This is a genomic window from Bradyrhizobium sp. SZCCHNRI3052, assembly GCF_032484895.1.
In the GTDB taxonomy this organism is placed as follows: Bacteria; Pseudomonadota; Alphaproteobacteria; order Rhizobiales; family Xanthobacteraceae; genus Bradyrhizobium.
The window spans coordinates 170,518-195,543 of the sequence record NZ_JAUETW010000007.1 but is presented as its reverse complement, the minus strand read 5'-3'; the positions used below and the strand labels follow the sequence as shown (position 1 = coordinate 195,543).

Below are 25,026 nucleotides of genomic sequence, written 5' to 3'. Positions count from 1 at the left end.
GCGGGCGCAGCGCGCGCTCGGTCGACGGATCGATTTACGGATCGACCGCGGTCACGGTCCAGAACGAGGCCGGCACCATGACGCCGGGCCCCTTGGTGTAGCGTGCCAGAGCCTTCCTCACAGCAGCCGTCGCGGCATCCACCGCCTCCGGCGGCTGCCCGGCCACGGCACGGCCGGCGGGTCCGATCGCGAGCGCCGTCTGCACCGCGCTGTCGAGGCCGGCGCCCGCGCCAAAGTCGAGCGCGATGTCGTGACGCTCCAGCCGGATGCGCCGCAGCCCGGCATCGGTCGTCACCTTCTCCATCCACTCGGGAGCACCGAACGCGAAATCGTCCGGCGCCTGCGGCGGCAAGCCCGGCAGCTTCGGCACGTGGTCATAGGCCGCCTGCAGCGGCTCCAGCGCCCACGGGTTGTCGCGCAGCTCGCCCCAGCAGGCGAACGCGACGCGCCCCTCCGAATGCAGCGCATTGCGGATGTTGAGCACGGCGCGCACCGGATTAGCGAAATACATGACGCCGAGGCGCGAGATGACGAGATCGGCGCTCGCGGCCTTGAAGTGGTGCACCATGGCGTCGCCTTGCACGAAGCTCACCGGCGCATCGGCAGGGGCGAGCTCGTGGGCCGCGGTCAGCATGGCTGCGGACACGTCGAGGCCGAGCACGCTGCCGCCGGGGCCGACCTTCTCGGCCGCCGCGATCAAGGTCGCCCCGCAACCGCAGCCGATGTCCAGCACCCGCTCGTCCGCCTGGATCGCCGCACGCTCCAGCAGCGCCTCCTGCACCGGCGCCAGCAGCGCATCGATCTCGGCGCGGCGCGCGACCCAGCGCCCGCCGCCTGCACCGTTCCAGAAGGCGATCTGCTCGGCGTTCTCGAAATGGCCAAAGGAAGTGTCGGGAATAGCGGCGTCCATGAGCGAACTCGGCACGATTCAAAAATGAAGAAGGTCTTTGGCGGCAAGCGGCCGTCGGCCTGTTCGTGCAGTTTAGGCGGGGCTTGGCGGGTTGAAAAGCCGCGCTTGTGCGGCGCAACCGCGCTCGCGGGGCAACCGCGCACTGGCTCTCTCGGCCAGAAACGCGTTGGGCTGATTCTGCTTCAGACGCTCGCCTGAATTGGCAGCGCAGGGGCCGATCACAATGATTGAGCCGTGTCCCCTCTCTTGAACTTTTGCAATCCTAATAGTGCTTTTGGATCGATGGAGCCGCACGACCAAGAATGCGTTCGTAAAACTCGACACAGTAGGCATCGGTCATTCCGGCGATATAATCGCAGATCATCCTGTTTTTCCATTCGGAGTCGTCTGGATTCGCTTCGACCAGGCGACGCCAGTCATCAGGCATAAGCAAGTAGCCCTCGTCCTTCGATAGCTCTTCAAATATTTCCGCGATGACCTGGCGACCACGATTCTCGGCTGACTTCAACCGCGGTGACATGATCACCGCATTAAACGCGAGGGTCTTTAAGACCTCCACAGCGATGAACTCGCCAATGTTCAATCGAATCTTGGTCAGTGCGGGACGTTTCTCATCGAAATCGGACACGTTCACCGCGCGAATAAATCTGCCAACCAAGTCGGAGGTGAACTCCGTCCGATAATAGCCATTGAAGCAGAGGTCGTCTGACATCCCGGACATGACCGATACGAGGGCGGCATTGTACTCGCCGATATCGACCTCTTCCACTTCCGGCCCAAAACCGGGTTCGGCATTCAGAAGATTCGAAAAAATCGCTCGAAGCGTAGCGTTGTATTCCACCAGGGTGAACTCGCGCTCACTCGCGGACAGATGGCCGTAATTCTTATTGATACTAGCCTGCACTTTCTCGGCGATCGCAGCTTTTTGCTGATCCGGCATCGCCAAAATCGAAAGTGGAGAAAGAAAGCCGCCCTTAAAAGCATCCTCTAAATCGTACGTCGAGTAAGCTATATCGTCCGCGACATCCATGATCGAGCATTCGATCGTCTTCATTTCGCCTTCGAAATCAGCCCCCGCGACGTGGCTGCGGACACGAGTCACTATGTCCCGGTCTTGCCAACAGTAACCCTTTACAGCGTGCCGATCGTTATTCTGCTTCTTTCGCGCAGACATTGAGCGCGGGATTTCCCTGTCGTACTTGAGAATTGCCGCCAGCGATCGATAGGTAAGGTTCAGGCCGACCCGCACATCAACGCCGTCGCTAAACTGTACTGGCAGCGGCGACTCATGCGGATATGTCTGAGTTTGCTTTTTTTCGAGCCGCGAGAGTATCCGAAGGGTCTGAGCATTCCCTTCGAAGCCGCCGTACTCAAGCATGTGATGATCCAACTCCGCCTCACCGTTGTGACCAAAAGGCGGGTGACCCGTGTCATGAGCTAATCCGGCAAACTCGACCAAGTCGGTGTCGATGTTGTTGATCGCAAAATACCCATGCTCATCGTTGATCTTGATAGCAATGGACTTCGCAATCTGCGCCACTTCCAATGAGTGCGACATTCTGTTGCGAAAGAAATCATTCTCTTGACAAGGAAAGAGTTGGGCCTTCCCTTGCAGCCGGCGAAACCCTGGACAATGGATCAAACGCGCGTAATCGCGCCGAAACTGGCTGCGATATTTCTCAGGACTTAAGTCTGCGGCCGCAGGCGTAGTTGCCCGCTTAATGTCGTCGGCGGTGTAAAGAGGCGGGAGAGTTGCGCCTTCGCTAACGGCTGGGCTTGGTACGGACGATAACAGTTTGGCCTTTGGCGCCATGGTTTAACTTTATTGTTCGTGTCGCCGGCGAAAAATGCCCGGCACGCTTAAGCATCGACAAACGCAATTGCGCTGCATGCTTTTTTGCACCTTTGGTTGCAGCCGAGTCAACGCGGTCTAACAATTTCGTCACAACGACCCCCCTTGGCTTGCAGTCGGCAGGATTAGTATCTGATTCGAACCCTGCGCCATCAACATGAAAAAACTGTAGATGGGAGCGTTACCCGATCCGTTACCCTGAATGAAATCCGGATGCCCTGAAACCCGGCCAAGTATTGGTCGGAGCGGCGGGATTCGAACCCACGACCCCTAGTCCCCCAGACTAGTGCGCTAACCGGGCTGCGCCACGCTCCGATGGCCGATCCTGTAGCCGTGATCGGGATGGGATGCAAGGTACGGTCGGCGGGTTTCGTGGGGGCGATCGATCGAGCGGAGGCCGGGGACCCCCACCCAAACCCCTCCCCGCAAGAGGGAGGGAAGCGCAGCCGACTCGTGGCGCCGCTGCGGCTCCGAACTGGCAAATGGCTTGCCGCCGACGGCTCAGCCTGGGTCTAGGGCCGCAGGCGTCCCTCACACGTCCTTCATCGCCCGGTCGAGCAGCGCGCGGCAGTCGAGCAGCTCCTTGAGCACGCCCTGGAGCTTCTCCCGCTCCTCCGGCTTCATGCCGGCGCGGGTCGGTGGGCCGACGCGGAAGGTGTCGAGAATGTCGTCCTCGGTGTCGACGAAGCGGAAGTCGATGCCCTCCTCGTCGGAAGCCTCCTCCTCCTCGTCCTCCGATTCGACCTCGGCCTCGCCGATCGGCTCCTCTTCCATCATCGCCTGGCCGAGCGTCTCCTCCATCGCGCCAAACGAGACCGCGGCCGAGCTGTCGGCCAGTCCCTGGACCGATTTGACGCCGTGCTCCTTCAGGATGCGCTGCACACCCTTGATGGTGTAGCCTTCGCCATAGAGCAGACGCCGGATGCCCTTGAGCAGGTCGACGTCGTCGGGCCGGTAATAGCGCCGGCCGCCGCTCCGCTTCATCGGCTTGATCTGGGCGAACCGGGTCTCCCAAAACCGCAGCACGTGCTGCGGAATGTCGAGCTCCTGCGCGACCTCGCTGATCGTCCGAAACGCATCCGGCGCCTTGTCCAAATGCCCGTTCCCCTTCGACCGTGCTGACAAGAAAGTGGGAGACTACGCTGAAAAGACTGGACGAACTGTACGCGGGACGAACGATACGCGTTCGACACGGCCCTGCCGACATGCGGCGGGGCGACGGCCTCGGCCCTAATCCGGCTCGGCGCCGAACTCGGCGCTGGCCTCGCCGTTCATCTTGCCGCTGCCCTGCTGGCCGTTGATGCGCTGCTTCAGGATCGCGGACGGCTTGAACACCATGACCCGCCGCGGCGAGATCGGCACTTCCGTGCCGGTCTTGGGGTTTCGTCCGATGCGCTGTCCCTTCTTGCGCACCATGAACGACCCGAAGGACGATAGCTTGACCGTCTCGCCGCGCTCGAGGCAGTCGGTGATCTCCTTCAAGACCAGCTCGACGAACGCAGACGACTCCGTCCGCGACAGCCCCACCTTCTGGTAGACTGCCTCGCAGAGATCGACGCGTGTGACTGTTTTTCCGGTTCCCGCCATCGCCTGCCCCAAACTCACGGCGAATAATTCGCTCCGGAAATTAAGAGGTTAAGCGTCGGTGGTCAACAGCAGCGTGAATAGAAGTACAGGCCGTAGTGCCAATCTCAGGCGTAATCCCGCCGCGCGGCAGGCTCACCAGCGCACCAAAGCCGAGCCCCAGGTGAAGCCGCCGCCCATCGCCTCCAGCAAGACCACGTCGCCCTTCTTGATGCGGCCGTCCTTGACGGCCACGTCGAGAGCCAGCGGGATCGAGGCAGCGGAGGTATTTCCATGCCGATCGACCGTCAATACAACCTTCTCCGGCGCGATGTGCAGCTTGTGCGCCGAAGCGTCGATGATTCGCTTGTTGGCCTGGTGCGGCACGAACCAGTCGATGGTCTCGGCCGACAGGCCGGTGGCATCGAAGGCGTCGACGATCACGTCGGTGATCATGCCGACGGCGTGCTTGAACACCTCGCGGCCTTCCATCCTCAGATGCCCGACGGTCTGGGTCGAGGACGGACCGCCGTCGACATAGAGCTTGGCCTTGTGACGGCCGTCGGAGCGCAGATGCGTGGTCAATACGCCGCGATCGGCTGCCGTGCCGCCCTGCTCCTGAGCGTCCAGGATCAGCGCTCCGGCGCCGTCGCCGAACAGCACGCAGGTGGTGCGGTCGTTCCAGTCGAGGATGCGCGAGAAGGTCTCGGCGCCGATCACCAGCGCGCGCTTGAACGAGCGGCTGCGCAGGAAATTGTCCGCGGTCGCGAGCGCATAGACGAACCCCGAGCACACCGCCTGCAGGTCGAACGCCGCGCCATGATGGATGCCGAGGCCGTTCTGCACGGCCACTGCAGTCGCCGGAAAGGTGTTGTCCGGGGTCGAGGTGCCCAAGACGATCAGATCGATCGACTGCGGATCGACGTCGGCCGCGGCCAACGCGGCACGAGCCGCGTTGATCGCCAGATGCGAGGTGAACTCGCCGTCGGCTGCGACGTGGCGCTCACGGATGCCGGTGCGCTGCACGATCCACTCGTCCGAGGTCTCGATGCGGCTTGCCAGCTCGGCATTGGTCACGACCCGCTGCGGGAGGTACGAGCCACAGCCGAGCACGACCGAACGAATTGTCACGAGACAGCCTCCTGGGCGACGGGTTCGGACGCTGGCGCGCCGCCGTCGGGATTGAGTGTTTGATTGATCTTGGTCAGGAGATCGTAGCGGGCCATCTCATAGCCAACCCTGACCGCCGAGGCAAAGCCCTCGGCATCGGTTCCGCCGTGGCTCTTGACCACCATGCCCTTGAGGCCGAGCACCACGCTGCCGTTGGATTTGCGCGGGTCGAGCCGGGCCCGCAAAGCGGCGAAGGCGCCGCGGGCCAACAGATAGCCGATCCGGGCAAGCCAGCTCGCCTGGATCGCGCCGCGCAGGAAATCCGTGACCTGGCGGACGGTGCCCTCGGCCGTCTTCAAGGCGATGTTGCCACTGAAGCCTTCGGTCACGACCACGTCGGCGGCACCCTTCCCGATGCCGTCGCCCTCGACGAAGCCGATATAGTCGAGCTGCGGCAGGTTCATCGCGCGCAGCTGCTCGGCCGCCTCGCGGATCTCCTCATGGCCCTTGATCTCCTCGACACCGATGTTGAGAAGGCCGACGGTCGGCCTCGGCTTGTTGAACAGCACGCTCGCCAGCGCGCCGCCCATCACGGCCAGCGCGACCAGGTGGTGGGCATCGCCGCCGATCGTTGCCCCGAGGTCGAGCACCACCGATTCGCCGCGCGCGGTCGGCCAGATCGCGGCCAGAGCCGGCCGGTCGATCCCGTCCAGCGTGCGCAGGCAGAAGCGCGCCATCGCCACCAGCGCGCCGGTATTGCCGGCGGACACGGCGACGTCGGCCTCTCCCTTCTTCACCGCCTCGAGCGCGAGCCACATCGACGAGGTCTTGCGGCCGCGCCGGAGCGCCTGGCTCGGCTTGTCCTCCATGCTGACGGCGACATCGGTGTGAATGACGCGCGAGACCGCCTTCAGCCGCGGATGCCGGTCGAGCTCGGGAACGATCTTGGCACTGTCGCCGAACAGCAGAAACTCTGCATCCGGATGGCGGCTCAGCGCGATCGCGGCACCGGGGATGACGACGGCCGCGCCGAAATCCCCGCCCATGGCGTCCAGCGCGATTCGAACCTTTTGAGGCATGACGTCCCGGAAACCTGATCTCGAGCTTTGTCTCGTCTTGGCCTTGACTTGGTTGGCCGTGTTTGGCGGTCGTTCAGAGGCATTGCGCGGCCGATGGACGGGCCAGAGGCCGTCCGGGCCTTTTCGTCGCACCCCGACCCGGGCGCGACAATAGCGTCTCTCCGTGTCGAAACAACCTCCCGGGAGCGATGCATTTTGCAACCGCCGCGCCGGGCCGGGGCCGGCAGGGACCCGCCTTTGCCATCGAAATCAGCAGCTTGAGAGGATTTCGAGAGGCTTTGTGACAGGATCGATCGTTTCCGGCCTGCCCAACGGCGCGTCAATCCTCACCCGTTTTCTTCGCTTTGACCGCGCCCGGCCCGGCGGCATCTGCCGATTTCAGCGCCTTCAGCGCCGCGAAGGGATGGTCCTCCGGCTCGGCGGCCGCAGCCACCGGCTGCTCGAACACGGCGCCCGGCTTGCGCGGATAGGGATCGATCCCCAGGAGCAGCGCGTCGGCGGCGAGCCGGCCGAGATCGATCTGCCCGCCGATGATCGGCTCCGGCGGATCGGCCGTCTCCACCTCGCTGTTGGGATCGTCCTCGACCAGATCGGCAAGCTCCGGAATCTGCTCCGGCGGGGCGAACATCTGGTCGATCGGCTCGTCGATCTCGATCTCGATCGGATCCAGCGTGACGACGCAGGTCTGACCGATCCGGGCCTGCACACGGCCCTCGACATGCACCTTGCCGTCCCGCTTCTGGACGACGTCGAACGAGGCATGGGCCGAGATGACCTCGCGCAGATCGGCAATCGCGGCGAGCGCGTTGCGCGTGGCCTCGTCGGCCTCGATCTCGCGATGCAGGCCGGCATCCGGAATCTGCGCCACGATCACCGGCGGTGCCCGCCAGGGGTCCTTGGAAGGGTCTCGCGCCGTTTCGCGCGAGGTGTCTCTGTCTCTGGTCATGTCGCTAGTCCTGCTGAACCGGCCGCGGGAAGCTCCAGCCGGCGCCGAGCAGCCTGTTGTCGTCGAGAGCGGCGAGGTGCGCGGCCACCCGCGCCGCATAGGCGGCAAGTCCGGCCGCGCTGTCCGGATGCTCCCCGTTCAAGATATTCTTCTGCAATGCGTCCGCCAGCCGGGCCTCGCTCTCGGACCAGGCAAGGTCATAGGCGGCGGTGCGGCCATAGAACGCCTCGCCGAACTTCTGCATCCGCTTGGGCACGGTGAGATCCCCCACCCCCATCTCGCGCAGATTGTCGTCCATGTCGTCGCAGAACCGGTCGAACAGCGCCTGCGACAGGTCCGATCCCACCCCGCGCAGCCGCCGCAGCACCAGCCAGAGGTGCAGAATCAGCAGATCGAACCGCCCGTCGACCGTGTCAGGGACATTCAAGTGTCTATAAAACAACGGGTCTCGGGTTTGTGCCACGATCGTGCCATAGATCGGCTCGATGGTCCCGCGCGGGGACGGTCGGGATTTCCTGAGATGGTTGAATGGCCAGAGCATGACGGTTCCGCGGTCGAGTTTCCCTGACCCTGTTCAGGGGCATGTTGCAATCCGCAAGTTTGCCCGGTACGTCAACGCCCTGCCCGACGCAAGGGGACGGGATCCGATCTGAAGAAGATGACCCAGACAATGCGAACGACTGCCCGCCTGCTCTCCCGTGGCTTGAGCTCCCGTCTGCGCACCCTTGGTGCGATCGCGCTGACCTGCCTGGCGCTCGGCGCCTGCACCGGCGAGCAGTTCCAGAAGGGCTACATCATGCCGCCGGGCGCGCTGGAGCAGATCCCGATCGGCGCCAGCCAGGACCAGGTGCTGATCGTGATGGGCACGCCCTCGACGGTGGCGACACTCGACGGCGAGGTATTCTACTACATCTCCCAGCGAGCCGAGCGCCCGGTTGCCTTCATGAACCAGAAGGTGGTCGATCAGCGCGTCATTGCGATCTATTTCGACAAGAACCGCCAGGTCCGCCGCCTCGCCAATTACGGCATGAAGGACGGCAAGATCTTCGACTTCGTCAGCCGCACGACGCCGACCTCCGGCCAGGAGCTCAGCTACCTGACGCCGCTGTTCAAGCTGCTCAGCTTCAACTGATCCGGGCCCGATCGCCGCGGTCCGGAATATGTTTCCGGGTGACGGCACAAAGCCGGTGAACTGCGCTGATTGGCGCAGCTCGTGCGCCATTCGCCTGCTTGCTCTGGCGCCGCAATCTTCCCTACCCTGCCGCAAAACACAGGCAGGGAGAAATCATTGGCTCTTCGTATCGCGCTGTCGCGCCGCAAGCTGCTGTCCGGAGCCGCCGCGCTGTCCACAGCCGCCATCCTGCCGCGCGCGAGTCTCGCCGACTGGCGTCCGACCGAGACGGTCAAGCTGATCGTGCCCGCCGCGCCCGGCGGCAGCACCGATGTGATGGGACGCTTGCTGGCCGCGCATCTGCAGACGGCGTGGGGACAATCGGCGGTGGTCGAGAATCGCTCCGGCGGCGGCGGCACGATCGGCGCCGCCGAGGTCGCGCGCAACACCAAGGGCGACGGCCATACGGTCCTGATCGGCAACCCCGGTCCCAACGCGATCGCCTATTCGATCTTCCGCAACCTCGCCTACAAGCCGGATCAGTTGCAGGCGGTCTCCAACATGATCCGCATCCCCAACATCGTCTCGGCGCATCCCTCGACCGGCCTCAAGTCGATCCCGGAGCTGATCGCTTTTCTGAAGGCCAATCCCGACAAGCTGAACTACGCCTCGTCCGGCGTCGGCCAGAGCCCGCATCTGACCGGCGCCTGGTTCCTGCAGCTCACCGGGCTGAAGATGACGCACATTCCGTTCCGCGGCGCCGGCCCGGCGCTGCAGGCCGCCCTCGCCGGCGACATTCAGATTCTGTTCGATAATCTGTTTCCATCGCTGCCGCAGGTGCAGGAGGGCAAGCTGACTGGCCTGTGCGTCACCACGCCGGAACGCAGCGCCAATGCGCCTGACCTGCCGACGATGCGCGAAAGCGCGCCGGAGCTGGCCAAGTTCGACGTCTCGTCCTGGTTCGGCGTATTCCTGCCCAAGGCCTGCCCGCCCGAGATCGTCAGCGCGCTCAACCTGCAGGTCAAGGCGATGCTGGAGCGCGAGGACATCCGCAAGAATATCGCCGCGATGGGCGCGCGGGCCGATTACGGCACGCCGCAGCAGTTCGGCGACTTCGTCCAAGCCGAGACAGCCAAATTCGCGTCGATCATCCAGAAGGAAGGCCTGCAGATGGACGTGAAATAGCCCTGGGCCCGGCGGCGCCGCGTCTCGGCGGAGCATTGGAATGGGGGGGCGTGGTGTAACGGCACCTTAAGCGGGATGATGCGATAGATGGCGGCCGCGTGTCTTTGATCTGGTTGCGAGATACCGTCGGCGGATGCCGGGCCGACAACCTCGCGTGGATGCGGTCCGATCATCGTCCGAGGGGCAGGCGTCGGCGTCGTCCATCGCGTGAGCCGTGCCTTGCCCAACAGCGTCCTCCATCAGCTCGAAGACATTCTCGCCAGCCGCTACGTCTCCCGGCGCGCCGAGATCCTGGAGCGCGTCACCGACCTGTTCGTGGTGGGCTCGGGCAAGTTCACCGAAGAACATGTCGATCTGTTCGACCACGTGCTGTCCAAGCTGCTCGACAACGTCGCCATTGCGGCGCGGGCGCAGCTCGGCAGCCGGCTCGCGGTCCTGCCTGATGCACCGCCGCGGCTGCTCCGGCTGCTCGCCAGCGACGAGACGATTGCGGTGGCAGGCCCCGTGCTGCGCCGGAGCGACCGGCTCGACGACGAGATCCTGGTTGCGACCGCGCAGACCCGGGGCCAGGAGCATCTGCTCGCGATCTCCGACCGCAAGATCCTCACCCAATCCGTCACCGACGTTCTGGTCGATCGCGGCAATCAGGCCGTCGTCTCGAACACCGCCAACAATGGCGGCGCGCGCTTCTCCGATCACGGCTTCTCCGGCCTGGTGACGAAGGCGGCCGACGATCCCGGCCTCGCCTTGAAACTCTGGAGCCGGCCCGACAGCCCACGCGAGGTGCTGGTCCGGCTGTTCGTCGAAGCCTCCGACGCGGTACGCAGCCAGCTCGCCCGCGCCGACGCGGCGCGGACCGAGATCGTCGAGCTCGCCGTGGCGCGGGCTTCGGACCATCTGCAGGCTGCCGCGCGGACACGCTCGGCCGATTTCGTCACCGCCAAGAACTATGTCGAGCTCCTGCACGCGACCGGCCAGCTCCACGAGGCGCAACTGCACGGCTTCGCCAAGGAAGCCAGCTTCGACAAGGTCACGCTGGCGCTGTCATTGATGTGCAAGCTGCCGCTCGACGTGGTCGAGCGCGCCTTCGTGCGCAACCAGCCGGACCAGCTCCTGGTGCTCGCCAAGGCGCTCGACTTGTCCTGGGTCACGACGACGACGCTGCTGTTCATGCAGGCCAGCGCCAGCGGCAGCGCACGCCCACAGCTCGACCAGCATCTGGCGAGCTTCTCGCAGCTGCAGCCGCGCATGGCGCAGAGCACGTTGCAGAGCTATCGGACGCGGCAGCGCGCGGCCGAGTAGCAAACAACCAAACAACACAGCCTCATGAAAAGACCCCGCGGCTCGCGCCGCGGGGTCTTCGCTCGTCAAGACGCGTCGGCGCGCCTCAATGCGCGAGGATCGCCAGCAGCAGCAGGGCCACGATGTTGGTGATCTTGATCATCGGGTTCACCGCGGGGCCCGCGGTGTCCTTGTAGGGATCGCCGACGGTGTCGCCGGTGACCGCAGCCTTATGAGCATCGGAGCCCTTGCCGCCGAAATGGCCGTCCTCGATGTACTTCTTGGCGTTGTCCCAGGCGCCGCCGCCGGAGGTCATCGAGATCGCGACGAACAGGCCGGTGACGATGACGCCGAGCAGCATGGCGCCGACGGCCGAGAACGCCGCCGACTTGCCGGCCGCGCCACCGCCCGCGATCGCATAGATCAGGAAGTAGACGACGATCGGCGACAGCACCGGCAGCAGCGAGGGAATGATCATCTCCTTGATCGCCGCCTTGGTCAGCAGGTCGACGGCCTTGCCGTAATCCGGCTTGTCGGTGCCCTGCATGATGCCGGGCTTCTCGCGGAACTGGCGGCGCACCTCCTCGACGATCGCGCCGGCGGCACGGCCGACCGCGGTCATGCCCATCGCGCCGAACAGATACGGCAGCAGGCCGCCGAACAGCAGGCCGACCACGACATACGGGTTGTTCAGCGAGAAGTCCGGCTTGATCCCCGCGAAATAGGGATGGTGCGCCGAATCCGCGATGAAGAACTGCAGGTCCTGGTTATAGGCCGCGAACAGCACCAGGGCGCCGAGACCGGCGGAGCCGATCGCGTAGCCCTTGGTGACCGCCTTGGTGGTGTTGCCGACTGCGTCGAGCGCGTCGGTCGACTTGCGGACCTCCTTGGGCAGGCCGGCCATTTCGGCAATGCCGCCGGCGTTGTCCGTCACCGGGCCGAAGGCGTCGAGCGCGACGATCATGCCGGCCAGCGCCAGCATCGTCGTGGTCGCGATCGCGATGCCGAACAGGCCGGCGAGGCTGTAGGTGACCAGGATGCCGGCGATGATGACGATCGCGGGCAGCGCAGTCGACTCCATTGAGATGGCGAGGCCCTGGATCACATTGGTGCCGTGACCGGTGACCGAGGCGGCCGCGATCGACTTCACCGGGCGGAAGTCGGTGCCGGTGTAGTATTCGGTGATCCAGATGATCAGGCCGGTGACGACGAGACCGACGACGCCGCACATGAACAGCGCCGTGCCCGTGTAGTCGACGCCGTCGAGCTTGCCGAAGCCGATCAGCCACCCGATCGCCAGCGCGACGCCGCCGAGCGAGAGAACGCCGGTGGCGATCAGGCCCTTGTACAGTGCGCCCATGATCGACTGGCTGGCGCCGAGCTTGACGAAGAAGGTGCCGGCGATCGAGGTGATGATGCAGATGCCGCCGATGGCGAGCGGCAGGGTCATCATGTTGGTCAGCAGCGACGACTTGGCGAAGAAGATGGCCGCCAGCACCATGGTGGCGACAGCGGTCACCGCGTAGGTTTCGAACAGGTCGGCGGCCATGCCGGCGCAGTCACCGACGTTGTCGCCGACGTTGTCGGCGATGGTCGCGGGGTTGCGCGGATCGTCCTCGGGAATGCCGGCTTCGACCTTGCCGACGAGGTCGCCGCCGACGTCGGCGCCCTTGGTGAAGATGCCGCCGCCGAGACGGGCGAAGATCGAGATCAGCGAGGCGCCGAAGCCGAGCGCGACCAGCGCATCGATCACGGTGCGGCTGTCGGGCGCGAGCTTCATGAAGCCGGTGAGGATGCCGAAGTAGATGGTGACGCCGAGCAGCGCGAGACCGGCCACGAGCAGACCGGTGATGGCGCCGGCCTTGAAGGCGAGCTCCAGGCCGCCGGCGAGCGAGGTGATGGCCGCCTGTGCGGTGCGGACGTTGGCGCGCACCGACACGTTCATGCCGATGAAGCCGGCCGCGCCGGAGAGGATCGCGCCGATCGCAAAGCCGATCGCGACGAGCATGCCGAGGAAATACGCAAGGAGCACGAAGATCACGACGCCGACGATTCCGATCGTCGTATATTGGCGGCGAAGATAGGCCTGCGCGCCCTCACGCACCGCCGCCGCGATTTCCTGCATGCGCGCATTGCCGGCGTCCGCGCTGAGCACCGATTGTGTGGCCCAGATCGCATAGACGATCGACAGCGCTCCGCAGAGCACGATCACCCATAAAGCTGACATTTAGTTTCCTCGGCTCTTTGCTTTTTCTAACTACGTCACGCCGCGATGGTGCGACGCACGCCCCCTGTCAGGCCGCTCCGGGCGGAGCCGCCTCGAACATATGAAGCTTGCCAAAATCGCCATGATGACGCAACGCCGCGACGCCTGAACCGCTCCAAATTCAGACGCTTCTTTGGTCGCATTGTGCGGTGCAAATAGGTATCAGAAGTGGCTGAAGGACAACCGCGTCAGTGTGACGGGACGGCCCTGCCCGTCCAGGAAGCGCGGGGCTCGCGCCCCTTCGACGATGGCGCCGATGTCGGTGACGGCAACGCCCGCCGTCTCGGCTGCAGCACGGAACGCTGCGCATTGCGCTGCGGGAACAGTGCAGAGGATCTCGTAATCGTCGCCGCCGGAGATCATGCCTTCAAGCTGCGCGGCCCCGACAGCAAGCAGCTTCGCCGCTGCCGGCGATCGAGGAATGTCGGACAGCGCGATGTCGGCGCTCACGAAAGAGGCGGCGCAGAGCTTGGTCAGGTCGCCTGCGAGGCCATCAGAGACATCCATCGAGGCGGTCGCGCAGTCTCTCACGGCCGCGGCCAGTGCATTGCGCGGCTGCGGCGTGCGATAACGGCCGATCAGCATATCCCGCGCGGCGGCATCGTCGGCCAGCGCCGTGGCGTCGGCCGTGCCCGTCAGGATGCGCAGGCCGAGCAAGGCGTCGCCGATGGTCCCGGTCACCATCACCCGGTCGCCGGGACGCGCGCCGAAGCGATGCACCATCCGGCCCCTGGGCACCCTCCCCCAAGCCGCGATCGAGATCATCACGGGACCGGGCGTCGACACGGTGTCGCCGCCGAGCAGCGGACAGCCGAACGCCGCCGCGTCCTCGCCGAGGCCGCGCGCGAACTCCGACAGCCACGCGTCGTCCTTCTCGCGCAGCGCCAGCGTCAGGACGAAGCCGGCGGGCACCGCACCCTTGGCGGCGAGATCGGACAGGTTCACCCGCAGCGCCTTGCGCGCGATGGTGTCGGGGGGATCGTTGGCGAGATAATGGACGCCTTCGACGATGGCGTCGGTCTTGACGACGATGTCGTCACCATTGGCCGGAATGATCGCGGCATCGTCGAGGAGGCCGAACGCGCCGGGGTCGGTCGCCAGCGGCTTGAAGTAGCGGGCGATCAGGGAATCTTCGCCGGAGGCTTCGCGGGTCACGCGCTCGTCCCCCACACTCTGCTGTCATCGCCCGGCTCGACCGGGCGATCCAGTACGCCGCGGCCCTTCCGTATCCCTTGAACGTCTGTGGAATACGGGATCACCCGCCGTCGCGGGTGATGACAGTCGAGGAAAGAGACTGGCATCGCGCCGGTTCGCAGCGATCGTGCTCCGGCGCCGCCCATCGCTACTTCGGCCCCATCTCGTCGGCGCGGTATTGCCGGGCGAGTTGCTCCAGCACCGCGTTGACCATGCCGGTCTCGTCGCGCTCGACGAAGGCATGGGCGATGTCGACATATTCGGACACGACGACCCGCGCCGGAATGTCCTTGCGTCGCTCCAGTTCATAGGCGCCGGCGCGCAGCACCGCGCGCAGGATCGCCTCGATCCGCTGCAGCGGCCAGCCGCGCTCCAGCGCCGTATCGAGCACCGGATCGATCTTGGTCTGGTCGCGCACCACGCCGGAGACGATGTCGCGGAAGAACGCAGCCTCGGCCGGCAGATACTGCTCGCCCTCGACCTCGTTGCCGAGCCAGTGGCTCTCGAACTCGGCCAGGACGTCGTTGATGCCGGCGCCTGCGATGTCCATCTGGTAGAGCGCCTGCACGGCGGCGAGACGGGCGGCGCCACGGCGATTGGCCTTGCGGTCGCCGGCACGGACCGGGCCCTTGATTGGCTTGTTGCTGCTCTCGGCCATGTCAGCCTCGCGCCAGACGGCGTTTGATGCGCAGCACGGCGAGCGCGGCGCGGGCGGCATCGCCGCCCTTGTTCATCTCGGAGACGCGGGCGCGCGCCCACGCCTGGTCCTCATTATTGACGGTGAGGATGCCGTTGCCGAGCGGCAGGCCGCGCGCCACCGACAGATCCATCAGGGCTCGCGAGGATTCCTGCGACACGATCTCGAAATGGATGGTGTCGCCACGGATGACGCAGCCGAGCGCGATCGCGAGGTCATAGGGCTTGCCGGCCTTCGCGGCAGCATCGAGCGCAATGGCAATAGTCGCCGGAATCTCCAACGAGCCGGCGACGGTGAGAACATCATAGCCCACGCCCGCCGCCTTCAGCTCGGCGGTGGCGCCCTCCAGCAGGGCGTCCTGAAGGTCATCGTAGAAGCGGGCCTCGACGATCAGCGCGCGGGCGCCGGAGATGTCGGTCTGGTCTTTGAGCGGCGCGCGCCGTGCGTCTGCCATGGTTCTGTTTCCATTGTCTTCAGGTGCCTCGCCCCAATGGAGCGGCCATCCGGCCGCGTCGCGAAGGGCGAGATGAAATCGGCCTCATGCTGCGAGACGACACATCGGCGCCTCCTCGCCATGAGGGCTGGCCTTGTAGGCGCGAGCGCCCGCAAAGCCAAGACGGAAAGCCCCCTTCGAGGCTACTTCATTTCCGTGAGGCGCGCGGCATAGCGCGCCATCAGGTCGACCTCGAGATTGACCTCGCTGCCGGCCTGCCAGGACGACAGCGTGGTGACCGACAGCGTATGCGGAATGATCAGCACCGAGAAGACCAGTTCGTCGACGGTGTTGACCGTGAGCGAGACGCCGTCGAGGGTTACTGAGCCCTTGGTGGCGATGAAGCGCGCCAGATCCCGCGTCGTCCTGAAAACGAACCGCGCCATGTCCGGCAGGTTCTCTCGGCTGACGATGGTCGCAATGCCATCGACATGGCCGGAGACGATGTGGCCGCCGAGCTCGTCGCCGATCTTCAGCGCCCGCTCGAGGTTCAGCTTCGTGCCGACGCGCCAGTGCTTGGCGGTGGTCAGCGCCAGCGTCTCCGCGGCGGCATCGACCTCGAACCAGGTCTTTCCATCGGTGACGCCGGACTGCACGACCGTGAGGCAGACGCCGTTATTGGCGATCGACGCGCCATCGGCGATGCCGGCCTGATCATAGTGGCAGGCAATGCGCAGCCGATGCAGCTTTCCTTCGGTCCGCGGCGTCAGGCTGACGATCTCGCCGATGTCGGTGACGATGCCTGTGAACATTAGGCGCGCTCGTAAATCGTAAGGGTATCGGGATCGAGCGTCTCGCTAGCACGAACGCGATAGGCCGGCGACTGCGTGATTGCGGTCAGCGGCAATGCGTCCAGCGCAGCGATCCCGTCAGCTCCGATCTCGCCGGGGCCGCGCAGGAGCCAGATCTCATCGACCAGGCCGCTTGCCATGAAAGATGATGCGACGCGGCTGCCGCCTTCGATCATCAGACGCGTGACGCCGCGTTCCGCCAGCGCCTTGAGCACGGCCGGCGGCTCCAGCGCCGACGGGTCGGCCTGCGGCGGGACACGGATCACCTGCGCACCGGCGGCGCCCAGCCGGGTCGCGGTAGCCGGCTCGGCCACCTCGGACGCGACGAGCCAGAGCGGCGTCGTGCGCGCGGACTGCATCAATCGGCTCGCGGCCGGAAGCCGGAGCATCGGATCGAGCACGATCCGGACCGGCGAGCGGGATTCCATGCCCGGCAGCCGGCAGGTCAGCAGCGGATCGTCGGCGATCGCGGTGCGCACCCCGACCAGGAGGGCGTCGCTCTGGGCCCGCAGCACATGCACGCGCGTCCGTGCTGCCTCGCCGGTAATGGCCACCGGCTTGTTGCCGGCGGCTGCGATCTTGTCATCGGCGGAGACCGCGAGCTTCAGGATCACGTGCGGCCGTCCGTCGCTGATGCGGCGGAAATGGCCGGCATGATCACGCTTGGCGTCCGCCGAGCAGAGGCCGACCTCGACCTGAATGCCCGCGGCGCGCAGCTTAGCATGCCCCTGCCCTGCGACCTCGGGATTGGGGTCCTCGATCGCCGAGACGACGCGGTTGATTCCGGCTGCGATGACCGCGTCCACGCAAGGCGGCGACTTGCCGAAATGCGAGCACGGCTCGAGCGTCACGTAGAGGGTGGCGCCCTTGGCGGCCTCGCCGGCGCGCTTCAAGGCCTCGGGCTCGCCATGAGGGCGTCCACCGGGCTGGGTCCAGCCGCGGCCGACGATCACGCCGTCCTTGACCACGACGGCGCCGACGGCGGGATTGGGCCAAGTCCGCCCCAACCCACGACGGCCGAGCGACAGCGCGAGCTGCATGAAGCGGCGGTCGGCGTCCTTCTGCGCCTTCAGCTTCTCGCCGACCTGATCGACCAGAACCCGGAAGATCATTTGCGGACCGGCGCGAGGCGCGGTGCTTCGTCCTCGGCCGAGAGCTCGCCGAGCACGGCCTCGAAATCCTTGGCCTCGCGGAAATTGCGGTAGACCGAGGCGAAGCGGACATAGGCGACGTCGTCGAGATCGCGCAGATGCTCCATCACGATCTCGCCGATCGCCTCCGAGGACACCTCCGACTCGCCGCCGCTCTCGAGCTCGCGCACGATCGCCGACACCATCTTCTCGACCCGCTCCGGATCGACCGAGCGCTTGCGCAGCGAGATCTGCACCGAGCGCATCAGCTTGTCGCGGTCGAACGGCACGCGACGGCCGTTGCGCTTGATGACGGTCAGTTCGCGCAGCTGCACCCGCTCGAAGGTCGTGAAGCGGAAATTGCAGGTGACGCAGACCCGCCGCCGCCGGATCACCGAGGAATCCTCGGTGGGGCGGGAGTCCTTCACCTGCGTATCGAGGCTGTTGCAGCTCGGGCAGCGCATTGTGGCTTCAAGCCTTACTGGTAGATCGGAAACCGGTCGGTCAGCGCCTTCACCTTCTGCTTGACCGCGGCTTCGACCAGCGGCGCGCTGCCGTCCGGCGCCTGCGCGATCGCGTTCAACACCTCGGCGATCAGGCTGCCGACCTGCTGGAATTCGGCGACGCCGAAGCCGCGGGTGGTCGCCGCCGGCGTGCCGAGGCGCAGGCCGGACGTGACGAACGGCTTCTCGGGATCGAACGGGATGCCGTTCTTGTTGCAGGTGATGCCGGCGCGGACCAGGGCCTTCTCCGAGATGTTGCCCTTCAGCCCCTTGGGCCGGAGGTCGACCAGCATCAAATGGTTGTCGGTGCCGCCGGAGACGATGTCGAAGCCGTGGGCGCGCAGCGATTCCGCCAGGGCCTTCGCGTTCTCGACGATGTTCTTCGCGTAAGTCTTGAACTCCGGCCGCAGCGCCTCGGCGAACGCCACCGCCTTGGCGGCGATCACGTGCATCAGCGGGCCGCCCTGCAGGCCCGGGAAGATCGCCGAGTTGAACTTCTTGGTGAACTGCTCGTCGTTCCACAGGATCAGGCCGCCGCGCGGGCCGCGCAGCGACTTGTGGGTCGTCGTCGTCGTGACGTGGGCATACGGCACCGGCGAGGCATGGACGCCGCCGGCGACGAGGCCGGCGAAGTGAGCCATGTCGACCAGCAGGTACGCACCGACGCTATCGGCGATCTCGCGGAAGCGCTTGAAGTCCCACGGGCGCGAATAGGCGCTGCCACCGGCGATGATCAGCTTCGGCTTCACTTCCTCAGCCTGCTTCGCCACCGCATCCATGTCGATCAGCTGGTCGTCGCGGCGAACGGTGTAATGCGCGGCCTTGAACCACTTGCCGGACATGTTGACCGGCGAGCCGTGGGTCAGATGGCCGCCGGCGGCGAGGTCGAGGCCCATGAAGGTGTCGCCGGGCTGCAGCAGCGCCAGGAACACGGCCTGGTTCATCTGGCTGCCCGAGTTCGGCTGGACGTTGGCGAAATTGGCGCCGAACAGCTTCTTGGCGCGGTCGATCGCGAGGTTCTCGGCGACGTCGACCCATTCGCAGCCGCCGTAATAGCGCGCTCCCGGATACCCTTCCGCGTACTTGTTGGTCATCACCGAGCCCTGGGCCTCCAGGACCGCGCGGCTGACAATGTTCTCCGAGGCGATCAGCTCGATTTCGTGCCGTTGCCGACCGAGCTCACCCTTGATGGCGGCGGCGATCTCGGGATCGGCCTCGGCCAGGGTGGCGGAAAAGAAGGAATCGACTGACGAGGCGGGCTTGGCGCTGGAAGCGGTCATCGGCGGAATATCTCCACGTCCGCAAGGCCTTAGGCGGCCGGCGGTCGGTTCAGTGAAGGCGGTCGGAAAAGACCCCTGCCCTTACCATACGGGCGGCGGCAGGCCAAGGGACAGACCAGCCGTTGGGGTCGCCCTCGGGCGTTTATGCCAGATATGGTGGACGAGCGGCAGACAAAAGACCTGCGCTGGACGCTAGGCCCCGCCGCACATATGGGGATCATCCTGCATGGTCCAGGACTCGTTCGTTCTCAGATTGGTGGTCTCATGGACGCGGCCGCGATTGTCGCCGGGCGGACAATCCTTGGGAAACGAGACCAGGCACATCCGGACGCGATCGCCGACCTTGGAATGCGCCAGCGCCGCGTTCCACTCTCGAGAGACCTGGGTATCCTTGTTGGTGTACCGGACATAGCTGCCGCGATCCTTGCCGGGCTTGGGTCGCTTGCTCGGGAGCCGGTCATTGGGACCGTCCGCGTAGGACACGCCGATTTCGGCGATCGTGCGCTCTGCGCATTCGCCGACCTTGGTTGGGTTCTCTACCATCACCGGTGCGGCCGCAGCCACCGGCGCTGCCGCATCGATCGCCGGAGTCTCGTTCTGCGAGCAGGTCGCGATCATCAACAGCGGTACGAAAACGACGCGTGACATCCCGAACATGTGCCCCCAAAAACAAACAACCTGCATGAAACCGGACGGTCTCATACAGGTTGTCGGTATCATGAGGCAAGCGTCGCGCGAGCAATCTCGCGCCGAAGACATCAGAGGCCGGTGTAGCCCGCCTTCACCGGATCGACGCGACCGTCGAGCTGGCGAAGATAGGTCAGGCCGCACACGGTGAGACGATGCGGGTCGCGCTCGCCGGCTTCGAACAGCGTCTGGATGTAGGCGCTCACCTTGCGGCGCGCCTCGTCGCTCGCCGCAGCGGTGCGGTTCGCCAGCAGGTCGTAGGTGTGCATGATGCGATCGATGGCGGCTTCCATATCATCCCCTCTTGAACGTCAGGCCGTCAGGCAGACTTGAACATCGAAATCGCCTTGTTGGCGAGCTTGAGCTTGTTGAATTCTCCGCGGTGAATCAGTTGAACGATGATGTCGACAAGTCTTTCGTTCGGCGTGAACTCCTCCGGCATCTCGCCAGAGAGACGCAGATAGTTGGAGGCGATGGCATAAGCATCGCCGACCATCGCCACGTTCATGACTTGCATTCCGGCATCGTGCAGCATGGTCCGACCTCCGGTCCAAGGACATAAGCCCAGGAGCCTTGATTGGTTCCAATTCGGACCGGGGATTTTGCCAAACGAACACGAAAAAGCGCCGGCCGAAGGGGCCGGCGCAAGAACGACTTCCAGACGATCAACGACTGTCCGGTCTTGGCTCTCGAGGTCGGAGCCGGCTCAACCGAGACGATGAGGCCTGCTCAGAGGCGATAGAGGATCTGATCGGTCCAGAACCGCTCGAGACGATGCAGCGACTTGTTCAGCGTCGAGAACTCCTCGCTGGAAATGCCGCCGACCTGCTCCACGGTCTTGACGTGCTTCTGATACAGCGAGTCGACGATGCGGCGGATCTCCTGGCCCTGCGGGGTCAGGCGGATGCGGACCGAGCGGCGATCGACGCGCGAGCGCTGGTGATCGAGGAAGCCGAGCTCGACCAGCTTCTTCAGGTTGTAGGAGACGTTGGAGCCGAGATAGTAGCCGCGCGTGCGCAGCTCCCCCGCGGTCAGCTCCTTGTCGCCGATGTTATAGAGCAGCAGCGCCTGGACCGAATTGATGTCGGAACGACCACGGCGGTCGAACTCGTCCTTGATGACGTCGAGCAGGCGGCGATGCAGCCGCTCCACCAGCGTCAGAGCTTCCAGATAGAGCGACTGGACGGTGCCGCCCTGGCCCGGCGCAGCAGTCTCCACGGCCGTCGCAACGGCTTTCATCATGACACTTCCCCTGTCGTCGTTTTTGTCGACTTATTCGACGAAACTTTTGTCCCGTCTGATAGAACGAACTTAAGGGGCGTGCTTTGAAGATCGCCTTAAATAAGAGCATAAAGAGAGAATGAATCGCGGAGAGTGAATCCTCTTTTAATTCAGTAATTACAGAGGCTTTTGCAATAGTCCGTTGACGGTCGAGGCGCGATGTTCGCGCTCTGTTTCACCCACCTGTCGCATTACAAAACACGCTTGGGTAGCGCCGCTAAGGTCTCTGTAACAGCTGTGGCAGGCGCTCTTAAGGTGTTCGAAACATTACTTGCATGGCGCTGAAAAGATTTACAGCGTGCAACGAATTTTTCGCACGACCTATGGTGGCCGCTCCCGGGCCGCCATCCAGGCCAGCACGAGGTAGGCGGCGAGCATGATTGCCTCGCCCGCGACCACCAGCAGATTGCCGCCGTAGATGCCCGGGAACATCAGCTCGATCACCGCCATCGACACCACCGTGGTGAGCCACACCACTGCGCCCCACGGCGTGGCGAGCCACAGGCCCACGGCGGCGACGAGCTCGATGACCGCGAAATAGACCGTCGCAGCCTGCCAGGCCATCGCCTGGTTTTCGAACGCGTCGTCCTCGCCGCCGATGAAGCCGGTCACCTGGGCCCAGTGGTACAGGCCCTTGGCGATCGAGAGCATGGCCATGACCCGCAAAAACAGCACGAGCCGCCGCGTCCAGACATTGTCGTCGCTCTCGCGCCGATCCGAGGACATGGCGGCAATCGACATGGCGGCGTTGTCACGTGCCAGATCTCGCGCCGAGGGAATCTCAGCCATGGCAGCTCGAGCAGAACAGGATGGTCGTCATTGGGGCCTCTCAAGACCAGGAGCATGGCGATTCTTGGCCGGCCGGCACCGTGAAAGCAACCGGGTAGGAAATCAACCGGGCCGCTTGCGTCAGGTCAAGTGACGGGCGACGGCCGAAGTGCTACAGATTGTTGGAATTACAACAAATCAAATCCGGCTCGCCGGCCAGCTCAAGGAGCCAGCACCCCATGGCGATCAAATTCGGCCGCCCGATCGACCTGCGCGACACCGCGCGCAACCCGGCCACTGCACCGACACCGGCGCTCGAGCTGACCATCCGCCCCCGCCGCAACCGCAAGGCCGAATGGGCGCGCCGGCTGGTGCGCGAGAACGTGCTCACTACCGACGATCTGATCTGGCCCCTGTTCGTGGTGCAGGGCGACCGGACCCGCAGCACCGTCGCCTCGATGCCGGGCGTGGAGCGGCTGAGCGTCGACGAGATCGTCCGCGATGCCGAACGCGCGGTTAGGCTCGACATCCCCTGCATCGCACTGTTCCCCTATACCGAGCCGTCACTGCGCGACGAGCACGGCTCCGAGGCCTGCAACCCGGACAACCTGGTCTGCCAGGCGGTGCGCGCGATCAAGAAGGAGTTCCCGGAGATCGGCGTGCTCTGCGACGTCGCGCTGGACCCTTTCACCAGTCACGGTCATGACGGCCTGATCCGGGACGGCCGCATCCTCAACGACGAGACCGTCGCCGTGCTGGTGCGCCAGGCCCTGGTCCAGGCCGAGGCCGGCTGCGACATCATTGCGCCGTCGGACATGATGGACGGCCGGGTCGGCGCGATCCGCCAGGCTTTGGATCAAGCCGGTTTCCTCGACGTGCAGATCATGGCCTATGCAGCCAAATATGCATCCGCCTTCTACGGCCCGTTCCGCGACGCGATCGGCTCGGCCAAGACGCTCACCGGCGACAAGCGCACCTACCAGATGGACAGCGCCAATAGCGACGAGGCCCTGCGCGAGGTCGAGCTCGACATCGCCGAGGGCGCCGACATGGTGATGGTCAAGCCGGGCATGCCCTATCTCGACGTCGTCAGGCGCGTGAAGGACACGTTCAGCATGCCGACCTTCGCCTATCAGGTGTCGGGCGAATACGCGATGATCGCGGCGGCCGCCAACAATGGCTGGATCGACGGCGATCGGGCGATGATGGAGAGCCTGCTGGCCTTCAAGCGCGCCGGCGCCGACGGTGTGCTCACCTATTTCGCCCCGCAAGCCGCCGAACGGCTGCGGCAGCAGCGTTGAGGAGGCGCTGGGATCTTTCGGGACCCGCCGGTCTTTGAGCACGCCGATCCTTTCGCGTGCGCGAACCGCCGGGTCGCGGAAAGGGCTCAGAAGTCGCGAAATGGCCGGAAATTTGCCGCGCCTCCTGCAAGAACGGCCCTTGCAAGCGCAAGTCGGGTTCCCATGTGCTGGGTGCCAATCCGGAGGGCTTATTCATGGCGTATATGGGCTCAGGCGATAGCAATGACGGTCCCGGTGCTCGGCCGCACGCCTACGATCCCTATCAGCAGCCGGAATTGTTTCGCGGCGTGCTGACGCGGCGGATGATCGCATTCCTGATCGATCTCCTGGTGCTCTCGGTCCCGGTGATCCTGGCGGTGATCTTCATTGCCGTATTCGGCGTGGTCACGCTGGGTCTCGGCTGGGCGTTGTTCTGGCTGGTGTCGCCGGCTTCCGTGATCTGGGCCATCGTCTACTACGGCGCAACGATCGGCGGGCCGAGCTCGGCGACGATCGGCATGCGGGTGATGGATCTGGAGGTGCGGACCTGGTACGGCGCGCCGGGCTACTTTGTGCTCGGTGCCGTGCATGCAGTCTGCTTCTGGATCTCGGTCTCGGTGTTGTCGCCGCTCGTGCTGCTGGTCGGACTGTTCAACAGCCGCCGCCGGCTGCTGCACGATTTCGTGCTCGGCACCGTCGTGATCAACACGTCCGTGCGCTCGCAACTGACTGAACCGGCTCGTACCTGATGAGACGTCCGGTGGCACAGCAAAAGCGATTGACCGGCCGCCTCCGGAGCGCAATTCTGTTGATGATCGCCTCGGAGGCTCACGACGTTCCTTGACCCAGCATTCGCGTGACACCCCGCAATTCTACCTGACCGCGCCCTCGCCCTGCCCGTATCTGCCGGGCCGGCAGGAACGCAAGGTGTTCACGCATCTGGTCGGCGACAAGGCGACCGATCTCAACGACCTTCTCACCCATGGCGGCTTCCGTCGCAGCCAGTCGATCGCCTACCGGCCGGCCTGCGACCAGTGCCGCGCTTGCGTGTCCGTCCGCGTGATCGCCAACGAATTCCGCCCCTCGCGCAACTTCCGGAAGGTGCTCGCGCGCAACTCCGATCTGGTCGGCGAGCAGCGCAGCGCCGTGCCGACCTCCGAGCAATATTCGATCTTCCGCGGCTATCTCGATCAGCGCCATCGCCATGGCGGCATGGCCGACATGACGGTGCTCGATTACGCCATGATGGTCGAGGACAGCCATGTCGAGACGAGAATCATCGAGTACCGCCGCCGCAATCTGAGCAACGGTCCGAACGCCAGGGGCGGCGAGTTGGTCGCGGTCGCCCTGACCGACGTGCTCAGCGATGGCCTGTCGATGGTGTACTCGTTCTTCGACCCGTCGGAGACCACGCGCTCGCTCGGCACCTTCATGATCCTCGACCACATCGCCCGGGCGCGGCGCCAGGGCCTGCCCTACGTCTATCTCGGCTATTGGATCGAGGGTTCGAAGAAGATGGACTACAAGAGCCGCTATCTGCCGCAACAACGGCTCGCGGCTGCCGGCTGGCTGCGCGTGGATGCCGAAGGCGACATCGCACCCGAGCCGCAGGACTAGAG

General features: G+C 65.0%; 27 protein-coding genes and 1 tRNA gene. 6 read left to right on the top strand and 22 right to left on the bottom strand.

Annotated elements, in window-relative coordinates:
• Positions 1-34: 34 nt before the first annotated feature.
• The 9 genes from QW887_RS20430 to QW887_RS20390 all read right to left on the bottom strand — a co-directional run bounded on the left by QW887_RS20430 (position 35) and on the right by QW887_RS20390 (position 8,001).
• The gene (locus tag QW887_RS20430; RefSeq protein ID WP_316194884.1) at positions 35-910 is read right to left on the bottom strand and encodes a class I SAM-dependent methyltransferase; all 876 of its coding nucleotides are present in this window, start codon (positions 908-910) and stop codon (positions 35-37) included.
• Positions 911-1,172: 262 nt separating this feature from the next.
• Positions 1,173-2,723, bottom strand: coding sequence for a dGTP triphosphohydrolase (dgt, locus tag QW887_RS20425; protein ID WP_316194883.1), 1,551 nt, complete (start codon positions 2,721-2,723; stop codon positions 1,173-1,175).
• A gap of 276 nt (positions 2,724-2,999) precedes the next feature.
• Positions 3,000-3,077: transfer RNA gene (locus QW887_RS20420), tRNA-Pro, on the bottom strand.
• A gap of 216 nt (positions 3,078-3,293) precedes the next feature.
• Entirely contained in the window at positions 3,294-3,857 is a 564-nt protein-coding gene (locus QW887_RS20415) for a MerR family transcriptional regulator (RefSeq protein ID WP_316194882.1), read from the bottom strand.
• A 135-nt stretch (positions 3,858-3,992) separates the two neighbouring features.
• Positions 3,993-4,349, bottom strand: a complete 357-nt coding sequence (locus QW887_RS20410) for an integration host factor subunit alpha (RefSeq protein ID WP_315711462.1) — start codon at positions 4,347-4,349, stop codon at positions 3,993-3,995.
• A 132-nt stretch (positions 4,350-4,481) separates the two neighbouring features.
• Positions 4,482-5,456, bottom strand: a complete 975-nt coding sequence (locus tag QW887_RS20405) for a beta-ketoacyl-ACP synthase III (RefSeq protein ID WP_315711459.1) — start codon at positions 5,454-5,456, stop codon at positions 4,482-4,484.
• The gene (gene plsX / locus QW887_RS20400; RefSeq protein WP_315752912.1) at positions 5,453-6,514 is read right to left on the bottom strand and encodes a phosphate acyltransferase PlsX; all 1,062 of its coding nucleotides are present in this window, start codon (positions 6,512-6,514) and stop codon (positions 5,453-5,455) included. Before plsX ends, QW887_RS20405 begins: the two co-directional genes overlap by 4 nt.
• Before the next feature lie 319 nt (positions 6,515-6,833).
• Entirely contained in the window at positions 6,834-7,460 is a 627-nt protein-coding gene (locus tag QW887_RS20395; RefSeq protein WP_315827201.1) for a DUF177 domain-containing protein, read from the bottom strand.
• A 4-nt stretch (positions 7,461-7,464) separates the two neighbouring features.
• Positions 7,465-8,001, bottom strand: coding sequence for a ubiquinol-cytochrome C chaperone family protein (locus QW887_RS20390; protein WP_315711454.1), 537 nt, complete (start codon positions 7,999-8,001; stop codon positions 7,465-7,467).
• Positions 8,002-8,130: 129 nt separating this feature from the next.
• On the opposite strand from QW887_RS20390, the gene QW887_RS20385 reads away from it, so the two are divergent.
• The 3 genes from QW887_RS20385 to QW887_RS20375 all read left to right on the top strand — a co-directional run bounded on the left by QW887_RS20385 (position 8,131) and on the right by QW887_RS20375 (position 11,058).
• A complete protein-coding gene (locus QW887_RS20385) occupies positions 8,131-8,592 on the top strand; it encodes an outer membrane protein assembly factor BamE (protein WP_315711452.1) in 462 nt (153 codons plus the stop codon).
• A gap of 156 nt (positions 8,593-8,748) precedes the next feature.
• Entirely contained in the window at positions 8,749-9,756 is a 1,008-nt protein-coding gene (locus QW887_RS20380; RefSeq protein ID WP_315752914.1) for a tripartite tricarboxylate transporter substrate binding protein, read from the top strand.
• 219 nt (positions 9,757-9,975) lie between these two features.
• The gene (locus QW887_RS20375) at positions 9,976-11,058 is read left to right on the top strand and encodes a DUF2336 domain-containing protein (RefSeq protein WP_316165175.1); all 1,083 of its coding nucleotides are present in this window, start codon (positions 9,976-9,978) and stop codon (positions 11,056-11,058) included.
• 85 nt (positions 11,059-11,143) lie between these two features.
• Here the strand turns inward: QW887_RS20375 and QW887_RS20370 are convergent, their stop codons facing one another.
• The 13 genes from QW887_RS20370 to QW887_RS20310 all read right to left on the bottom strand — a co-directional run bounded on the left by QW887_RS20370 (position 11,144) and on the right by QW887_RS20310 (position 22,148).
• A complete protein-coding gene (locus QW887_RS20370; RefSeq protein ID WP_315711448.1) occupies positions 11,144-13,264 on the bottom strand; it encodes a sodium-translocating pyrophosphatase in 2,121 nt (706 codons plus the stop codon).
• A 201-nt stretch (positions 13,265-13,465) separates the two neighbouring features.
• A complete protein-coding gene (gene thiL / locus QW887_RS20365; RefSeq protein WP_316172055.1) occupies positions 13,466-14,458 on the bottom strand; it encodes a thiamine-phosphate kinase in 993 nt (330 codons plus the stop codon).
• 187 nt (positions 14,459-14,645) lie between these two features.
• Positions 14,646-15,155, bottom strand: coding sequence for a transcription antitermination factor NusB (gene nusB, locus QW887_RS20360; protein WP_315752916.1), 510 nt, complete (start codon positions 15,153-15,155; stop codon positions 14,646-14,648).
• A 1-nt stretch (position 15,156) separates the two neighbouring features.
• A complete protein-coding gene (gene ribH / locus QW887_RS20355; RefSeq protein ID WP_315752917.1) occupies positions 15,157-15,648 on the bottom strand; it encodes a 6,7-dimethyl-8-ribityllumazine synthase in 492 nt (163 codons plus the stop codon).
• A 182-nt stretch (positions 15,649-15,830) separates the two neighbouring features.
• The gene (locus QW887_RS20350) at positions 15,831-16,439 is read right to left on the bottom strand and encodes a riboflavin synthase (RefSeq protein WP_315752918.1); all 609 of its coding nucleotides are present in this window, start codon (positions 16,437-16,439) and stop codon (positions 15,831-15,833) included.
• Positions 16,439-17,590 (bottom strand): bifunctional diaminohydroxyphosphoribosylaminopyrimidine deaminase/5-amino-6-(5-phosphoribosylamino)uracil reductase RibD, encoded by a 1,152-nt coding sequence (ribD, locus tag QW887_RS20345; protein WP_316165171.1) that lies wholly within the window; start codon positions 17,588-17,590, stop codon positions 16,439-16,441. Before ribD ends, QW887_RS20350 begins: the two co-directional genes overlap by 1 nt.
• On the bottom strand, positions 17,587-18,072 hold the full coding sequence (gene nrdR, locus QW887_RS20340) for a transcriptional regulator NrdR (RefSeq protein ID WP_006612773.1): 486 nt from the start codon (positions 18,070-18,072) through the stop codon (positions 17,587-17,589). Before nrdR ends, ribD begins: the two co-directional genes overlap by 4 nt.
• A 14-nt stretch (positions 18,073-18,086) precedes the next feature.
• Positions 18,087-19,391: a serine hydroxymethyltransferase gene (gene glyA, locus QW887_RS20335; RefSeq protein WP_315827206.1), complete on the bottom strand. Its 1,305-nt coding sequence runs from the start codon at positions 19,389-19,391 to the stop codon at positions 18,087-18,089.
• A gap of 192 nt (positions 19,392-19,583) precedes the next feature.
• Positions 19,584-20,039, bottom strand: a complete 456-nt coding sequence (locus QW887_RS20330; protein WP_316165169.1) for a hypothetical protein — start codon at positions 20,037-20,039, stop codon at positions 19,584-19,586.
• Positions 20,040-20,149: 110 nt separating this feature from the next.
• Complete coding sequence (locus QW887_RS20325) at positions 20,150-20,371, bottom strand: hypothetical protein (protein ID WP_315711437.1); 222 nt, start codon at positions 20,369-20,371, stop codon at positions 20,150-20,152.
• A 26-nt stretch (positions 20,372-20,397) separates the two neighbouring features.
• Positions 20,398-20,613 carry a hypothetical protein gene (locus QW887_RS20320; protein ID WP_315711436.1) on the bottom strand — a complete coding sequence of 72 codons (216 nt, stop codon included), beginning with the start codon at positions 20,611-20,613 and terminating at the stop codon, positions 20,398-20,400.
• A 194-nt stretch (positions 20,614-20,807) separates the two neighbouring features.
• Positions 20,808-21,320, bottom strand: a complete 513-nt coding sequence (gene ldtR / locus QW887_RS20315; protein WP_008962376.1) for a transcriptional regulator LdtR — start codon at positions 21,318-21,320, stop codon at positions 20,808-20,810.
• A gap of 360 nt (positions 21,321-21,680) precedes the next feature.
• Complete coding sequence (locus tag QW887_RS20310) at positions 21,681-22,148, bottom strand: DUF6163 family protein (protein WP_315711435.1); 468 nt, start codon at positions 22,146-22,148, stop codon at positions 21,681-21,683.
• 218 nt (positions 22,149-22,366) lie between these two features.
• Between QW887_RS20310 and hemB the strand changes: the two genes are divergently transcribed.
• The 3 genes from hemB (at position 22,367) to QW887_RS20295 (ending at position 25,024) form a co-directional block, all read left to right on the top strand.
• Complete coding sequence (hemB, locus tag QW887_RS20305; protein ID WP_315752921.1) at positions 22,367-23,428, top strand: porphobilinogen synthase; 1,062 nt, start codon at positions 22,367-22,369, stop codon at positions 23,426-23,428.
• 194 nt (positions 23,429-23,622) lie between these two features.
• Entirely contained in the window at positions 23,623-24,156 is a 534-nt protein-coding gene (locus QW887_RS20300; RefSeq protein ID WP_315711433.1) for an RDD family protein, read from the top strand.
• Positions 24,157-24,247: 91 nt separating this feature from the next.
• Positions 24,248-25,024, top strand: coding sequence for an arginyltransferase (locus QW887_RS20295; protein WP_315711431.1), 777 nt, complete (start codon positions 24,248-24,250; stop codon positions 25,022-25,024).
• Positions 25,025-25,026: the final 2 nt, after the last annotated feature.

Coding starts and splice junctions, on each gene's coding strand:
- QW887_RS20430 (WP_316194884.1), bottom strand. CDS start 910: ATGGACGCCGCTATTCCCGACACTTCCTTTGGCCATTTCGAGAACGCC.
- dgt (WP_316194883.1), bottom strand. CDS start 2,723: ATGGCGCCAAAGGCCAAACTGTTATCGTCCGTACCAAGCCCAGCCGTT.
- QW887_RS20410 (WP_315711462.1), bottom strand. CDS start 4,349: ATGGCGGGAACCGGAAAAACAGTCACACGCGTCGATCTCTGCGAGGCA.
- plsX (WP_315752912.1), bottom strand. CDS start 6,514: ATGCCTCAAAAGGTTCGAATCGCGCTGGACGCCATGGGCGGGGATTTC.
- QW887_RS20395 (WP_315827201.1), bottom strand. CDS start 7,460: ATGACCAGAGACAGAGACACCTCGCGCGAAACGGCGCGAGACCCTTCC.
- QW887_RS20390 (WP_315711454.1), bottom strand. CDS start 8,001: ATGCTCTGGCCATTCAACCATCTCAGGAAATCCCGACCGTCCCCGCGC.
- QW887_RS20385 (WP_315711452.1), top strand. CDS start 8,131: ATGCGAACGACTGCCCGCCTGCTCTCCCGTGGCTTGAGCTCCCGTCTG.
- QW887_RS20370 (WP_315711448.1), bottom strand. CDS start 13,264: ATGTCAGCTTTATGGGTGATCGTGCTCTGCGGAGCGCTGTCGATCGTC.
- nusB (WP_315752916.1), bottom strand. CDS start 15,155: ATGGCCGAGAGCAGCAACAAGCCAATCAAGGGCCCGGTCCGTGCCGGC.
- ribH (WP_315752917.1), bottom strand. CDS start 15,648: ATGGCAGACGCACGGCGCGCGCCGCTCAAAGACCAGACCGACATCTCC.
- QW887_RS20350 (WP_315752918.1), bottom strand. CDS start 16,439: ATGTTCACAGGCATCGTCACCGACATCGGCGAGATCGTCAGCCTGACG.
- ribD (WP_316165171.1), bottom strand. CDS start 17,590: ATGATCTTCCGGGTTCTGGTCGATCAGGTCGGCGAGAAGCTGAAGGCG.
- nrdR (WP_006612773.1), bottom strand. CDS start 18,072: ATGCGCTGCCCGAGCTGCAACAGCCTCGATACGCAGGTGAAGGACTCC.
- glyA (WP_315827206.1), bottom strand. CDS start 19,391: ATGACCGCTTCCAGCGCCAAGCCCGCCTCGTCAGTCGATTCCTTCTTT.
- QW887_RS20330 (WP_316165169.1), bottom strand. CDS start 20,039: ATGTCACGCGTCGTTTTCGTACCGCTGTTGATGATCGCGACCTGCTCG.
- QW887_RS20325 (WP_315711437.1), bottom strand. CDS start 20,371: ATGGAAGCCGCCATCGATCGCATCATGCACACCTACGACCTGCTGGCG.
- QW887_RS20320 (WP_315711436.1), bottom strand. CDS start 20,613: ATGCTGCACGATGCCGGAATGCAAGTCATGAACGTGGCGATGGTCGGC.
- ldtR (WP_008962376.1), bottom strand. CDS start 21,320: ATGATGAAAGCCGTTGCGACGGCCGTGGAGACTGCTGCGCCGGGCCAG.
- QW887_RS20310 (WP_315711435.1), bottom strand. CDS start 22,148: ATGGCTGAGATTCCCTCGGCGCGAGATCTGGCACGTGACAACGCCGCC.
- hemB (WP_315752921.1), top strand. CDS start 22,367: ATGGCGATCAAATTCGGCCGCCCGATCGACCTGCGCGACACCGCGCGC.
- QW887_RS20300 (WP_315711433.1), top strand. CDS start 23,623: ATGGCGTATATGGGCTCAGGCGATAGCAATGACGGTCCCGGTGCTCGG.